The sequence below is a fragment of the Paenibacillus spiritus genome (assembly GCF_008710135.1).
Taxonomy (GTDB): domain Bacteria; phylum Bacillota; class Bacilli; order Paenibacillales; family Paenibacillaceae; genus Paenibacillus_AQ; species Paenibacillus_AQ glufosinatiresistens.
The window spans coordinates 36,726-51,334 of record NZ_VYKK01000020.1; the positions used below are offsets into that span (position 1 = coordinate 36,726).

Genomic DNA, 14,609 nt, shown 5'->3' on the forward strand with positions numbered 1-14,609 from the left:
TTACGCTATCGTGACCCCGCCCCGGTGGAGGACGGTACAGCCGCTTGTGCTTGCGATTGGTTCAGGTTCAGGGCTTCCGTGACGATCCGCCGCTGTTCATAGGTGTGGACGTCGGCGTAGCCGCTCGCCGGACTGGAACGTTCCGGACGTCCGATATACGAGACGGTGGTTCCTTCCGGCGCGATGCCGCGCAGCCGGGGCTCGGCGTAGCTCCAGCCGCCCATGTTCTTCGGCTCTTCCTGGACCCAGACGATCTCTTTCAGCGAAGAGAAGGTGCTGAGGTGGGCGGCCAATTCGCTCTCCGGGAACGGATAGAGCTGCTCCAGCCGGAGAATATGCACGCCCGACCAGTCTTGTTCGCGCGCCGTCTCCAGCTCGGTCTGGAGATCGACCGCTATTTTGCCGGAGCAGACGATGAGCCGCTTGACGCTTGCGGGCTGACTGCCCAGCAGCGGTTCCGGCAGCACCGGCTGGAATTCGCCGGAGGCAAGCTCCGATCCCGGCGAGGCGCTCCGCGGATTGCGGAGCAGGCTCTTGGGCGTCATGATAACGAGCGGCCGGGCTTCCGGCTTGCCGCAGAGCGATGCCTGGCGGCGCAGCAGGTGGAAGTATTGGGAAGCGCTCGTCAGGTTGGCGACCGTCCAGTTCTCTTCCGCCGAGAGCTGCAAATACCGCTCCAGCCGTCCGCTGGAGTGTTCCGGTCCCTGGCCCTCGTATCCGTGCGGAAGCAGGATGACGAGATTGCTGCGCTGGGTCCATTTGGCCCGGCCTGCCGAGATGAACTGGTCGAAGATTACCTGGGCGGCATTCGCGAAGTCTCCGTACTGCGCTTCCCAGATGACGAAGGTCTCCGGCGCGAAGACATTGTACCCGTACTCATAGCCGAGAACCGATGCCTCCGACAGCGGGCTGTTGTAGACGCCGAAAGAGGCGGCGGCATCCTTCAGCTGATGCAGCGGCGAGAAGAGCGCGCCCGTCTCGCTGTCATGGAGCACCAGATGCCGCTGCGCAAAGGTGCCGCGCTGGGCGTCCTGCCCGCTGATGCGGATCGGCGTGCCGTCCTGGAGAATCGTGGCGAAGGCCAGCGCCTCGGCCAGCGCCCACTCGACCTTCTCGCCGTCGTTCAGCAGATCCTTGCGGCGCTGCAGAATGCGGGCGAGCTTCGGATAGACCTTGAAGCCGGGCGGCACATCCAGCAGCGTGCGGTTGATCTCCCGCAGCCGCGTCAGCGGCACCGCCGTAACCGGGTAAGCTCCCTGCGGATCGGGAAGCGTGACGGACGGCTTGGTCTCGCCGTTCTTGTGCTTGCCCTCCTTCATCCGGTCGAAGGCTTCCTGAAGCACGCGCTCGTTCTCGGAGCAGAAGCGCTCTGCGTCCTCGCGGGTAACGATCTGCTCGCGTTCCAGCCGCTGGGCATACAGACGGTAGACCGTCGGGTGGCTCTTGACCCGGCCGTAGACCAGCGGCTGGGTCGTCTCGGGATCGTCCATTTCATTATGGCCGTGACGGCGGTAGCCGACAAGGTCGATCAGGAAATCCTTCTTGAATTTGTGGCGGTAGGCGCTGGCCAGCCGGACGGCGGCGATGCAGGCTTCCGGGTCGTCGGCATTGACATGGACGACCGGAATTTCGTAGCCCTTCGCCAGATCGCTTGCGTAGTGGGTGGAGCGGGAATCCTCGCTCTCCGTCGTGAAGCCGATCCGGTTATTGACGATAATATGAATCGTCCCGCCGTTCTGATAACCCTGAAGCTTGCTGATGTTGAGCGTCTCGGCGACAATGCCCTCGCCCGGGAAGGCGGCGTCGCCGTGCATGAGCACGGCCATCGACTTGTTCGTATCCTGCACAGGCAGTCCCGGAGTCCGGCGGTCTTCCTGGGCCGCCCGGGCGAAGCCTTCCACGACCGGGTTGACGAATTCCAGATGGCTCGGGTTATTGGCCAGCGTCAGGCGCGTACGCACCGTCTCGCCTTCGCGGACGGCGCGGTCGGCGCCGAGGTGGTATTTGACATCTCCGGTCCAGCCGTAATTGATGCCCATGGAGCCCTCCGACGGGAACAGCTCTTTGTTCGGCGAGTGGTGGAACTCGGAGAAAATGATTTCGTAAGGCTTGCCCAGAATATGAGCCAGCACATTCAGCCGTCCCCGGTGGGCCATGCCCATCAGAATGTGCTCGGCGCCGTCGTGCGCGGCGGCCCGGACAATCTCGTCCAGCATTGGAACCAGAACGTCGTTGCCCTCCAGGCTGAACCGCTTCTGGCCGACGAAGGTCTTGTGCAGGAAAGTCTCGAACTGCTCGACCTCGATCAGCCGCTTCAGCAGCTCCTTGCGTTCGCCGGCGGTCAGAGGCGCCGGCGAGCTCGGCGACTCGGCCTGGCTGTTCAGCCAGCGGAGCTCCTGTTCGTCGTGAACATGGCCGAACTCATAGGCAATGGTCTTCGTATAGGCCTGCCGCATCCGGTGGTAGGCATCCCAGGCGGTTTTGACGTCGGACGGGGCGTTCTCCCAGATCAGGGAAGCCGGCAGCGCGAGCAGATCCTCGCGGGTAAGGTCATAGGAAGAAGGCTCGATCGCTTTGGCCAGAGAATGGCGCGTCTCACGCTCCAGCGGATCAATATCGGCGGCCAGATGGCCGTAAATGCGGATGTTGGCAATCAGCTTCGCGGCCCGGACCGCTTTGAGCAGCCAGGCGGTGTCTCCGGCAACCATCTGTTCGGGCGCTCCGGCGGCTTGCGGGCCAAGAGGAGGCGGGCCGGAGACAGTGAACAACTCGCGGTAGCGGGGCTCAACGGTCTCGGGGTCCTGAAGATACTGTTCGTATTTCTCCTGAATATACCCCAGATTGGGTCCATGATAATTGCTCCAGATCGAATCGCGGTAGGGCTCTTGGGCTGCCATGAATACATCCTCCTTAACGGATGACTCCAGCTTCCGCCGGAGCTGTGGTTGCGTTTACATTGGTACAGACGAAGCATCGCTGGCCTTCGGTTAAGGCGGCGGCTGACGGGGTCGAGACCGCCGGGCCGGCCGGAGGCATACTGCCTCTCTGAAACGAAGGTTCTTGCCACATCCTATAATGCAACTTTCCCCCAGTACAATCAATTCTAACTTTCGGCCAATCCGTTCGCAAAACGGCATAGTTCTGCCTTATAGGCCATAATGCTTAGGAAATGAGCGGGAATGACAGGCGGAGACCTGAACCGAAATGCGACTACTTTCCCACTTTTTTTGAAGGAAGGGGTTTCAAACACTTGAGTTCAGGTTATTTTTTGTTTATAGTACCTATATACTACTTGCTAAGAATCTACATAACTGGGTTTTTGGTCGGTATGAAGTTTTTTCTCTCCGCGCAATCTTAACCTCCAAAATACGACACACATTCAGGCCATTATCTTGTACAATGTTAGTGATAGACAGTTTTCGAGATCTAAGCAGATCCTTGAACTTAAAGGGTCCAGTAAAGGGTAAACTTGCCGAAAGGCAGGGACACAAAGTCGCGGGTCTAAGGCGAACCATGCTACGACAGCCGGACTGCCTGGGGACATGAAATCTTAGGAGGAGATTTTTTGGACAAGTCCAACCAGGGGAACGTAGTGGAAACTCAGGCGGCAGATCTCGACATGGAATGGGTACACCTGCTTCTGAAAGCCAAGAAACAGGGCATTCGCGCCGAGGAAATTCGTCGTTTTTTCAATGATAGAACATTGAAGGCCATGTAGAATGCGTAATTCTGCATCTGGCAGCAGCAGAGCCTGGCGGCGCGGCGCCGGGCTTTTTTTATTTCATCTGTGAACCATTACCCGGATGACCGGGTCAGCGAAACGTGGCAATCGCTGTCAGGAAGGGAGAAGAGGCGTGACTATCGTATTGTTCGTGCTGGCCGGACTGGCCGAAATCGGCGGGGGCTACCTGGTGTGGCTCTGGCTGCGAGAAGGCAGACCGCTCTGGATGGGGGCGGCCGGGGGCTTGATTCTTGTCTTGTACGGAGTAATTCCGACGCTCCAGTCGTTCCCTTCCTTCGGACGGGTCTATGCCGCCTACGGCGGGGTCTTCATTGTGCTGGCCGTGCTGTGGGGCTGGCTCGTTGACCGCAAAACCCCCGATTTCTACGACGGGGTCGGGGCAGCCATCTGCCTCATCGGAGTATCGGTCATGCTGTGGGCGCCCCGGGGCTGACCGGGGCGAACGAATAATGCCGCCCTGCTGTTCTCAATTAAGAACAGCAGGGCGGCATTATTCGGCTCCGATGGCTGATCGGCATCCCGGCCGGGCCCGGCCTCTGAACGCGGCTACTCGTCTTTTTGTTCCAGCCGCCATTTCTGATAATCCAGGAATTCCTTGAACTCCCGCTTGCTGACCCCCGATGACATCGCTTCCTGGATCAGGCGGAACCAGTCGGCGTCGAGCGGCTCCTCTTCCGAATCGGATAAGTTTCCATAGAGAAGGCTTTGGACGGAGACATCCAGGGCCTCGGCGATTTTTTCGATAAATTGAATCGAGGGGTTGGATTGAATATTGCGTTCTACATTGCTGAGGTACGATTTGGCGACATCAGCTTTGCCGGCAAGCTCGGAAAGGGAAAGCCCCTTCTCCAGACGAAGCTGCTGAATGTTCTGTCCGATGTTGTCTGGCACGGCGGATTCAGCCCCTCCTTGTTAGTGAGTGGATTAAGAGTGAGGGCATACGCTCTTTAATCCTATCCAGTATAACAAATTTGCATCTGTCCTCAAAGCCAAAATTAGCGAGGAACAGGCGCCAGGGGCCGAGCCTCGCCGGTCAGGGAAGACGCTGGCCGCGGGAGCTGACATAGAGGTCATACCACTCCCGGCGGGTCAGAACAATCTCTTCAGCGCCCCGGCAGGCCTCGATTCGGCGGGGGCTGACCGTTCCGATGACGGCTTGAATGCCGGCCGGGTGCGTCATCAGCCATGCGAGGACAATGGCTTCCCGGGTCGTTCCCTTCTCTTCGGCCAGCCGGGCGACCATGGCCGCCGTGTCGGCGACATGCGGCGGCTCGCCTTCCAGCGAACGTCCGCTGAACCGCCCTTGGGCGAGCGGTCCCCATGCTTGGAGCTGAATGCCGTTCGCGCGGCAGTATTCAATCGTCCCCTCCGGCATTCCATGTTCCGTCCAGGCGGGGCGGTTGACGCTGACGACGGCGTCCAGCCAGTCAAGCTTGCCGAGACTGAGGTGCAGCTGATTGACGATGAAGGGCTCGTCCGTCCCTGTGCGGAGCAGCCCGATCTGGGCGGCGCTCATATTGGATACGCCGAAATGGCGGACCCTGCCCGAAGCCTTCAGCTCCCGCAGCGCCTCGCCGACCTCTTCAGGGTCCATCAGCGGGTCCGGCCGGTGAAGCAGGAGAATATCGAGATACTCGGTGCCCAGGCGCGACAGGATGCCGTCTACGCTGGAGAGAATATGGGATCTGGATAGATCGAAGGTATTGGACAGATCGCCCGGCTCCATCAGCCGGATGCCGCATTTGGATTGCAGAATCAGCCGTTCGCGCAGCTCCGGCCGCTCCCGCAGGACCGTGCCCAGAATGGATTCCGCTTTGCCGCGGGTATAGATATCCGCACTGTCGATCATGTTGACGCCGATGGACAGCGCGGCCTCGACCGCTTCGTGCCCCTGCTTGATCTGCTCGGCTGCTGCCGGTTCCCGGTCCCACTCTCCGCCGAGCCCCATCGTCCCAAGCACGATGGGGCTTACGGCGATTCCAAGCCGGTTGTTCCGGTTCAAAGGCAATGTTGACATAGACAGCTCCCCCTTATCGTTCCGACCCTATTATTCCGACAAAAAACCTACCCGACGGGCCCTTGGCCCTGCGGATAGGTTCCGTTCGTGTGCTGCGCCGGCTCCAAGCGGCCGGGCCGCCTAGAATCCGGTATGGTAATTGCGGTCGCTCGACGACCGCTGCTTGGTGCTCTCCTTGTCCTTCTCCTCCTGCTGCTCGAGCGTCAGATCCTCTACCGGAAGCGGATCTACGTTCTGTTCGCTCTCGAACCGGTCGAACAGGCTCTCGCTCTCGGTCGGGTACTGCTCGGGGTGATCCCGGAGGTGTCCGGTCCGGCGGGGCTTCGGTTCCGTCATGTAAAGTCCTCGCTTTCCATTTGGGAAGATGACCCTTAATACCCCGGGCAGGAGGAAATGAAACACCGGCTGTACGCTAGAGTTCAGGGCCGAGCGGCTGTCCGATCTCGTTCAGGCGTCCTTCCCGGGCGTCCTGATGCAGCCGTCTGAGCCACTCCAGTTCGGTCTTCATATGCTCGTAGCGGCCGTACATCAGGTGCAGCGCCGAACGGGGGACCGTCCGGACATGCTCTTCATAGACCTGATAGGCAAGGTTGACCTCATGCTCGGTCTCGCGGATTCGCTCCTCGAGCAGCGAAGCGATCTTCTCGGGAGCGATGTGCCGGGAGAATACGATGGCCGGATACATGGGATGCAGAACCAGCTCCTGCCGGCGAAGCTGCTGGGTGAGGAGCTGCTCGAACAGCGCCCTGCCCGTCTCCGTGATCGAATAGACGGTCTTGTCCGGCCGGTCACTGCTGCGGATCGTCTCCAGCGCCTCGATGTAGCCGTCCTTGGCCAGATTGTCGACGGCGTAATACAGCGAGCCCATCTGCAGCTTCATAATCCGGTCCATCGAACGGTCTCTCATGACCATGACGATCTCGTAAGGATGCATGTTCTTCTCCAGGAGCAGACCGAGAATCGCCAGCTTCATCGACATGGCGGATCAGCCCCTGGACCGAGAAGGCTCGGTTTTGGCGGGAATCTTGAGCCGGTCGCCGGGCATGAGCAGCACGAAGACGAGTGCAGCTACAGCCGGAATGAGCGCCCACATGAAGGTATGGGCGATGGAAGTGGAGAGCGACGACGTGATCTTCTCCAGCACCGCTGCCGGAATCTTGGCCCGGGCTTCGGGCGTCAGGGCCGAGCGCGTATCGCTGAAGGAAGAGGTATCGGCGCCGCCGAAGGCGTCCTTAAGCTGGCTGCTGAAGCTGTTGCGCTGGATAATGCCGAAGATGGTAATGCCGAGCGTCATGCCGAGCGACCGCGTGAAGGTGCTGGTCGAAGTGGCCGATCCCCGCTGCCGGATGTCGAAATGATGGACTGCCGACATGTTCAGAACGGAGAAGGAGAAGCCGACGCCGAAGCCTAGCAGAGCCATGAAGACGTTGACCAGCAGCCGCGAAATATCCGGGTCGAGCTGCGTCAGGGTAGCGACGCCCGCCACGAAGCAGACGGCGGAGATCAGCATGATGTTGCGGAAGCTGGTGCGGGACGTCAGAATCCCGCCGGTCTGCGAACCGATAACGGAACCGATCATCATCGGCATCAGGATCAGGCCGGAGTTGGTCGCCGAGCCGCCGAATACGCCCTGAACGAAGATCGGAATGTAGACGGTGGCTACGATGAAGGTCGCTCCATAGAAGAGAGCGGCGATGGCGCTCGTGGCGAACAGCCGGTTGCGGAACATGTCGAACGAGATGACCGGTTCGGCCGCCTTGCGCTCAATCAGCAGGAAGGCGATCAGCAGAATGGCGAAGCCGGCGAACAGACTGAGAATTTCCGGAGAACTCCAGGCGTACTCATGGTGTCCGACCGTCTGGCCGCCGAGCTCCAGCCCGAACATCAGGCAGATGACCGCGCCGACCAGCGTGAACGCGCCGCCCCAGTCGATCCGCTGCTTGGAATGGATAACCGACTCCTTGTAGGCGGCCACAATCAGGAAGAAGGCCACGACTCCCAGCGGCAGGTTGATGTAGAACACCCATTCCCAGCCCATATAATCGGTAATGTAGGCGCCCAGCAGCGGGCCGAGCACGCTGGAGATGCCGAAGACGGCGCCGAAGAGGCCCGTCATCTTGCCGCGTTTTTCCGGAGGGAAGATGTCAAAAATAATGGTGAACGCAATCGGCATCAGCGCGCCGCCGCCCACCCCCTGGATGGCCCGGTAGATGATCAGCTGCGTGAGAGTAGTAGAGGTCCCGCACAGCGCCGATCCGACCAGAAAGACGATCAGTCCGAACAGGAAGAACCGTTTGCGGCCGTACATGTCGGACAGCTTGCCGAAGATCGGGGTTCCTGCCATCACCATAACCATATAGGCCGAGGTGACCCAGACGAGCTTATCCACGCCGCCGAGATCGGCGACAATCGTCCCCATGGCTGCGGCCACGATTGTATTGTCCATGGCGGACATCAGGATGCCGAGCAGCAGGCCGGCGACGACCAGCTTCATATTGCTTTCTTTGGAATGCATGGGTTTCCCAGCTCCTTCGGTTATTCATGGATTTCTCCGCTATTATATTCAAATTTGAATAGGGAGGCAAGAGGGAACCCGGAAGCGGCGCTCGCACGGCAACGGCCGTCAGCGGCGGCAGAAGGGAATTGCCGGCGGCTAAACGGCCGTTTCGTCGGGGAGCTGGTGTCGCTTCTGAATATAAGTGATGAAGAATTCGGTCAATTCCGGATCGAACTGGGTGCCGGAGCAGGCGCGGAGTTCGACGATGGCCTCTTCCACCGATTTGGTCGGCTGGTAGGGGCGTTCGGTCGTCATGGCGTCGAAGGAATCAATAATGGTGAGCATCCGGCAGAGCCGCGGAATCTCCTCGCCCTTGAAGCCGTGGGGATAGCCTTTGCCGTCGTAGCGTTCGTGGTGAAGCTCGATATACGGGGTCAGATCCTTGTACTTGCCGTTGGTCAGCGCCATCTGTTTGCCCCAGGTGACATGCCATTTGACCATATCCCATTCTTCGGGGGCGAGCTTCTCCTTCTTGTTCAGAATCCCCCACGGAATCTCCAGCTTGCCGATGTCGTGAATCAGCGCGCCCAACGTGAACTGCCGCTTGGAGAGCGCGTCCATGTCCAGCAGCTCGCTGATATCCATAGCGTAGCGGAACACCCGCTTGGAATGCTTGTACGTCTCCAGGTCCTTGTACATCAGCAGGCTGAGCTGCTGCTCGATATCCCGCACATCCTGGCTGAAGTCGATATCGCGCTCCAGCGGCGACTGGTTGCCGAAGACATGGACCATGTTCTTGCCCTGCTTCTTGGCATAGTAGAGAGCCTGATCGGCGTGTTCCACCAGTTCGGACTTGTCATGGACATCCGGGCGGTAGACGGCGACGCCGGCAGAGAAGCTCAGGCAGCCCTGGGGGAAGATCTCCGTTCCCTCGAACGGCGAGTTGTTCAGCTTCCGGCGCAAGGTGTCGATAAAATGGTGCGCGCGCGCCGAATCATGGCCCGGCATCAGCAGGGTGAATTCTTCGCCTCCATACCGGGAGACGATAATGCCCGCATCGGAGCAGGACTGCTGGAGCAGCTCAGCCAGAAACACAATCAATCCGTCCCCCTTCAGATGGCCGAAGTGATCGTTGTACCGCTTGAAATCGTCGATGTCGATCATGGCCAGCGACAGCGCTTCGCCTGTGGAGCGGGAACGGCGCATCTCGTCTTCAAGGACCACCTCGAAATAGCTGTGATTGAACAGCCCTGTCCGCTGATCGCGGTTCGCCCGCTCTTCAAGCCGGCGATACATGGCGAACATCTGCTTGAATGAATAGGACAGCAGGGTGCCGAGACAGAGAAAGAGGGCCAGACCGAGAATATGATTATAGTAGAGGAGAATCGTAAGTACGAGCGACAGCACCAGGGTGCTGACGTAGGCCAGTACCGTGTCCCGCAGCATGCCTTTGAGCGTCTCGAAGAGATTCTCCTGAAAGACAATGTAGTAATAGAAGCCGACCAGCAGCGCGTTCAGCGCAAAATAAACCGCCATTCCCGACGCATAGGCGCCCAGATGGTCAGGTACAAGCGGCCCGCGCCGGCCGCCGAGGGCGGTATAGACGAAGGAGGCCGAAGCGATCATGATGGTGTACACCGCGAAGTTGTTCAGGTGCTTCCACCAGACGGTCTGGCGCTCGATCAGAAAGATCACAATGGAAGAGAGCAGCAGAACCGAGAGAGTGAAGGAAGGGCCGAACACAAAGACGCAGGCCAGGTAGACCGAAGAGTCGAGCGACATGCCGTTGCCTTGGGGCGGAAGCTGGAAGGTGAATACAGTCAGCAGGGTCGCCGCGCCGGACAGGGCGTAGACCCAGACCCAGGTGGGCGAGGTATAGCGGATGAAGGCGCCTGCGTTGTATACCGAGAAGAGGGCAAGCCCCACCAGGCAGACGCCGAACGCATACAGATGGCTTCGATTCCAGACGATGCGGCCTATCTTGCTCTTGAACACCGAGGGCACCTCCTTTGGCCGTTCCCAGGATGATTTCAATATTAAGGGATTGCCGGAAGAAAGAACAGGAAGTTCGTTGACAAATACACAAAAGACAGGCTGAAAGTTTCAGCCTGTCTCTGTTTGCGTTAGGCAATCAGCGTCCTCCGCCGATAAAGCGGAAGCCGGATGTCAATGCCATAACTACCGATGCTACGATTACAGTGTTGATGACGATACGGGAATACATAATGCGGTCTGTCTTCTTCATGCGCTCTCCCCCTTTCGTTCCGAAGTGTTGACGACTGCCGACTTGCTGTCCTGATCGTCCTTCTTGCCGGGGACCATAAGATGCTGCAAATAAAGGAAGATCCCGATGTTCATCACAATGTCGCCGATGCTGATAACCTGGGTGCGGGGATAGGGGTTCGAGAGCGGAATAATATCGCCCAGAAACGACAGCCGGGTGGAACGGTCCATCAGAAAATGCTTCGTCACGACGGTTCCCGATTTCAGCATGTCAACATAATACGGCCCGAGCACCGACGCCGCATCCAGCGATACCGGCATCTTGCCGCCGTTGGCGGCCATCACGGCAAAATTGAGCAGAACGCCGGCAAAGATGAACAGGAAGCCCGGATTGCTCCGGTTCAACCACAGGATATAAAGTCCCGCCGCATACACAGCGATGAAGAAAGAACCGCTGGCTGCAGCGATGGCAGGCGACCGATCGCTTAGTTCAAACACGACAAACTGCAGAAGCAGCAGCAGCGGAAACCAAAGGCCGCCTCTGATCTTCAGATTGGCGAATTGTCTCAGGCCGTGGCGGAAGCCGCCGCGCAGCAGCCCGACCAGAAGGCCGAGAGCTATGCCGTCGTAAACCATGTGCACCGCTCCTTAACGCGTATGTATTGGAAAAATCCGCTAGCTTCCGTTAGACATATTCGTTCTTTATAAAGGAAATCCTGCTGAACAGAGGATTTTGTCGATAAGAGGACGCAAAAGAGTCGAATATATTCCCTTTACATACCGGGTGGGGGTATGATAAAGTGTGAAAGAAGAGTAAAGGCGGAGAGCCGCCTTCATCTCTGAAGCAAGGGAGGCAGAAGAAGGATGTCAACGCAGGAGAGCGGACGGACGGAAGACGGACGGGCATGCTGCGAATCCGGCGCCCAGCCGAGAAAGAGCCATCATTCCGATGAATTCAAGAATATTCTGGGAACCCGGCTCAATCGGATTGAGGGCCAGATCCGGGGCATCAAGGGCATGATCGAGCGGGATGTGTACTGCGACGATGTCCTGACCCAGCTTGCGGCCGTACAAGCTGCGCTCGGCAGCGTCGGACGCCTGTTGCTGGAAGGCCATATGAAGAGCTGTATTGTTGACCGCATCGGGGCCGGAGACTACGAAGTTATCGACGAGCTGCTGGTCACGGTCAATAAATTAATGAAATAGGAGGAAGAATAATGAGCCAAGCTATTTTGAACGTTGAAGGAATGTCCTGCGGCCACTGCGTCAGCGCAGTGGAGAAGGCCGTCAAGAACCTCGGCGCCGTTGCCCGGGTCGATCTGCCGGGGAAGAAGGTAGCCGTGGAGTACGACGAGTCTGCGGTCTCACTGGATGCCATCAAGGAAGCTATTGAAGATCAGGGCTACGACGTCGTCTGAACCAATCCTCCGCGTCAAGCGGATTCGAAAAGCGCCTTGCAGGCGCTTTTCTCACCTAAACTATATACCCTCAATGGGTATAACGAGGATGTGGATCTGTAATGAATCCTGCACACAACGGCAGCGGAACGGAAGAAGAACGGCAGCTAACGCTGCCGGTTACCGGAATGACGTGCTCGGCCTGCGCCGCCCGGATCGAGAAGGGACTGGGCCGGATGGAAGGCGTCAGCCGCGCGAATGTCAATCTGGCGCTCGAGCAGGCTTCGGTCGGATACGACCCTGCCCGGTTGAAACCGTCGGACCTCGAAGAGAAGATCCGCTCGCTTGGCTACGGGGTTGCGCATGAGTCCGCCGATTTCGATATTTCCGGCATGACCTGCGCGGCCTGCTCGACCCGGATCGAGAAAGGGCTGAACCGGATGCCCGGCGTAGTGTCGGCCCATGTCAATCTGGCGCTGGAGACGGCGCATGTGGAATACCGCTCGGGCGAGATTGCTCCGCGCGATCTCATCGGCAAGGTGAGCGATCTCGGCTACCGGGCTTCGCTGAAGCAGGACCGGCAGGAGGGCGGAGACCGGAGAGGACGGGAAATTGCCGCCAAGCGGAATAAATGGCTCCTCTCGGCCGTTCTGTCCCTGCCGCTGCTGTGGGCGATGGCCGGGCATTTCTCCTTCACCTCCGGTCTTCCGGTCCCGGACCTGCTGATGAATCCCTGGTTCCAGCTTCTGCTGGCGACGCCGGTCCAGTTCATTATCGGCTGGCAGTTCTATGTCGGCGCCTACAAGGCGCTGAAGAACGGCAGCGCCAATATGGACGTTCTGGTGGCTCTGGGCACCTCGGCGGCGTATTTCTACAGTCTGTATCTGACGATTGACTCGCTCTCCATGGCCGGAATGGACCACACGGTCGAAATGTACTACGAGACCAGCGCCGTGCTGATTACGCTGATTCTGGTCGGCAAGTGGTTCGAGGCGGTGGCGAAGGGGCGTTCGTCGGACGCAATCCGCAGCCTGATGGGTCTCCAGCCCAAGACGGCGCTGGTGCTGCGGGACGGAGCCGAATTCAGCGTTCCGGTCAGCGAAGTGGTCCCCGGAGATCTGCTCCGCGTCAAGCCGGGAGCGAAGGTGCCGGTTGACGGCGAAGTGGTCGAGGGGCGTTCGTCGGTGGACGAATCCATGCTGACCGGCGAGAGTCTTCCGGTGGACAAAAAACCGGGCGACGCCGTCATCGGCGCGACGCTGAACAAGAACGGCGTGCTGACGGTCCGGGCGCGCAAGGTCGGGAAGGACACGGCGCTGGCGGCAATCATCCGCGTCGTGGAGGAGGCCCAGGGCTCGAAGGCGCCGATTCAGCGGATCGCCGATGTTATCTCCGGCATCTTCGTGCCGATTGTAGTCGGGATTGCCCTGCTTACTTTTGCGGTCTGGTACTTCTGGGCCTCGCCCGGAGAGTTCGCGGAGTCGCTGGAGAAGGCGATTGCGGTGCTGGTTATCGCCTGCCCGTGCGCGCTCGGATTGGCTACGCCGACTTCCATTATGGCCGGCTCCGGCCGGGCGGCGGAGTTCGGCATTCTGTTCAAGGGCGGCGAGCACCTGGAGACCGCCCAAGGCATTGAAGTGGTCGTGCTGGATAAGACCGGCACCGTTACGAACGGCAAGCCGGTTCTGACGGATGTCCGCGCGGCGGAGGATTTTGCGCTGGTGGGCTTCGGCCGGGGCGAGAAGGCCCTGCTGGCCGTCGCCGCGGCCGCGGAACGGCTCTCGGAGCATCCGTTGGCCGAGGCGATTGCCGCAGGAGCCGCCGAGCGGGGCCTGCGTCCTCCGGCGGCAGAGGAGTTCGCGGCCGAGCCGGGCCGGGGCATCCGCGCCGTCGTGGCCGGACGCCGGGTGCTGGTCGGTACGCGCCGGATGATGGAGGAGGCCGACGTGGATTACGGGGAATGGACCGCCTCGCTGGAGGAGCTTGAAGCAGAGGGCAAGACGGCGATGCTGACCGCCGTGGACGGCGCAGCCGTCGGCATCGTGGCCGTAGCTGACACGATCAAGCCGTCGTCGCGGGCTGCGGTCGAGCGGCTGCGGGAACTGGGCATCGAGACGGTGATGATTACCGGCGACAATGCCGCAACGGCCCGGAGCATCGCGGCGCAGGCCGGGATCGGGACCGTGCTGGCCGAGGTGCTTCCCGAAGGCAAGGCGGAGGAGGTGCGCCGTCTACAGGCCGGCGGACGGAAGGTGGCGATGGTCGGCGACGGCATCAACGACGCGCCGGCGCTGGCGACCGCCGACATCGGCATGGCCGTGGGAACCGGCACCGATGTGGCAATGGAGACCGCCGATATCACGCTGATGCGCGGCGACCTCGGAGCCATCGCGGACGCCATTGCAATGAGCCGCCGCACCATGACCAACATCAAGCAGAATCTGTTCTGGGCGCTGGCTTACAACGCCGTCGGCATTCCCGTGGCGGCGCTCGGATTTCTGGCGCCCTGGCTGGCCGGAGCCGCCATGGCGTTCAGCTCGGTCTCGGTCGTGCTGAATGCGCTGCGGCTGCAGCGGGTGAAGCTGTAAGCCGGGCCGCGTTCAGGCGGACAGGGTCATGCGTGGATAGGCCCGGGGGGTATGCTTCTTTTGTGCCGGGCCTATGTAGTAAACAGAAGGCTTGCCCTCCATCCGGCGCCTCTTTTCAATCTGCTCGGGAGACCACGTCTCTTGC

13 protein-coding genes and 1 riboswitch are annotated in these 14,609 nt (G+C 60.0%); of the genes, 5 read left to right on the forward strand and 8 right to left on the reverse strand.

Annotated features, from left to right (window positions below):
- Positions 1–5 precede the first annotated feature (5 nt).
- On the reverse strand, positions 6–2,897 hold the full coding sequence (locus F4V43_RS14050; protein ID WP_150458882.1) for a 2-oxoglutarate dehydrogenase E1 component: 2,892 nt from the start codon (positions 2,895–2,897) through the stop codon (positions 6–8).
- 555 nt (positions 2,898–3,452) lie between these two features.
- A riboswitch (cyclic di-GMP riboswitch) is annotated at positions 3,453–3,538 on the forward strand.
- Positions 3,539–3,565: 27 nt separating this feature from the next.
- Here F4V43_RS14050 and F4V43_RS19885 point away from each other — a divergent pair.
- Positions 3,566–3,718, forward strand: coding sequence for an anti-repressor SinI family protein (locus F4V43_RS19885; RefSeq protein ID WP_223879897.1), 153 nt, complete (start codon positions 3,566–3,568; stop codon positions 3,716–3,718).
- Between the two features lie 136 nt (positions 3,719–3,854).
- Positions 3,855–4,175, forward strand: a complete 321-nt coding sequence (locus F4V43_RS14060; protein ID WP_408638311.1) for a YnfA family protein — start codon at positions 3,855–3,857, stop codon at positions 4,173–4,175.
- 113 nt (positions 4,176–4,288) lie between these two features.
- Here F4V43_RS14060 and F4V43_RS14065 read toward each other — a convergent pair whose 3' ends face one another.
- The 7 genes from F4V43_RS14065 to F4V43_RS14095 all read right to left on the reverse strand — a co-directional run bounded on the left by F4V43_RS14065 (position 4,289) and on the right by F4V43_RS14095 (position 11,115).
- Positions 4,289–4,633 (reverse strand): helix-turn-helix domain-containing protein, encoded by a 345-nt coding sequence (locus F4V43_RS14065; protein WP_150458884.1) that lies wholly within the window; start codon positions 4,631–4,633, stop codon positions 4,289–4,291.
- Positions 4,634–4,775: 142 nt separating this feature from the next.
- Positions 4,776–5,759, reverse strand: a complete 984-nt coding sequence (locus F4V43_RS14070; protein WP_150458885.1) for an aldo/keto reductase family oxidoreductase — start codon at positions 5,757–5,759, stop codon at positions 4,776–4,778.
- A gap of 120 nt (positions 5,760–5,879) precedes the next feature.
- Positions 5,880–6,095, reverse strand: a complete 216-nt coding sequence (locus F4V43_RS14075) for a hypothetical protein (RefSeq protein ID WP_150458886.1) — start codon at positions 6,093–6,095, stop codon at positions 5,880–5,882.
- 76 nt (positions 6,096–6,171) lie between these two features.
- On the reverse strand, positions 6,172–6,738 hold the full coding sequence (locus F4V43_RS14080) for a PadR family transcriptional regulator (protein WP_150458887.1): 567 nt from the start codon (positions 6,736–6,738) through the stop codon (positions 6,172–6,174).
- Positions 6,739–6,744: 6 nt separating this feature from the next.
- The gene (locus F4V43_RS14085; protein WP_150458888.1) at positions 6,745–8,274 is read right to left on the reverse strand and encodes an MDR family MFS transporter; all 1,530 of its coding nucleotides are present in this window, start codon (positions 8,272–8,274) and stop codon (positions 6,745–6,747) included.
- A gap of 138 nt (positions 8,275–8,412) precedes the next feature.
- The gene (locus F4V43_RS14090) at positions 8,413–10,260 is read right to left on the reverse strand and encodes a diguanylate cyclase (RefSeq protein ID WP_408638315.1); all 1,848 of its coding nucleotides are present in this window, start codon (positions 10,258–10,260) and stop codon (positions 8,413–8,415) included.
- A 237-nt stretch (positions 10,261–10,497) separates the two neighbouring features.
- On the reverse strand, positions 10,498–11,115 hold the full coding sequence (locus F4V43_RS14095; RefSeq protein WP_150458889.1) for a DUF5317 domain-containing protein: 618 nt from the start codon (positions 11,113–11,115) through the stop codon (positions 10,498–10,500).
- Between the two features lie 228 nt (positions 11,116–11,343).
- Between F4V43_RS14095 and F4V43_RS14100 the strand changes: the two genes are divergently transcribed.
- From F4V43_RS14100 to F4V43_RS14110, 3 genes are all read left to right on the forward strand, one after another.
- The gene (locus F4V43_RS14100; protein WP_150458890.1) at positions 11,344–11,685 is read left to right on the forward strand and encodes a metal-sensitive transcriptional regulator; all 342 of its coding nucleotides are present in this window, start codon (positions 11,344–11,346) and stop codon (positions 11,683–11,685) included.
- Between the two features lie 11 nt (positions 11,686–11,696).
- Positions 11,697–11,897, forward strand: coding sequence for a copper chaperone CopZ (gene copZ / locus F4V43_RS14105; RefSeq protein ID WP_150458891.1), 201 nt, complete (start codon positions 11,697–11,699; stop codon positions 11,895–11,897).
- A 101-nt stretch (positions 11,898–11,998) separates the two neighbouring features.
- Positions 11,999–14,464, forward strand: a complete 2,466-nt coding sequence (locus F4V43_RS14110) for a heavy metal translocating P-type ATPase (protein ID WP_150458892.1) — start codon at positions 11,999–12,001, stop codon at positions 14,462–14,464.
- Positions 14,465–14,609 lie beyond the last annotated feature (145 nt).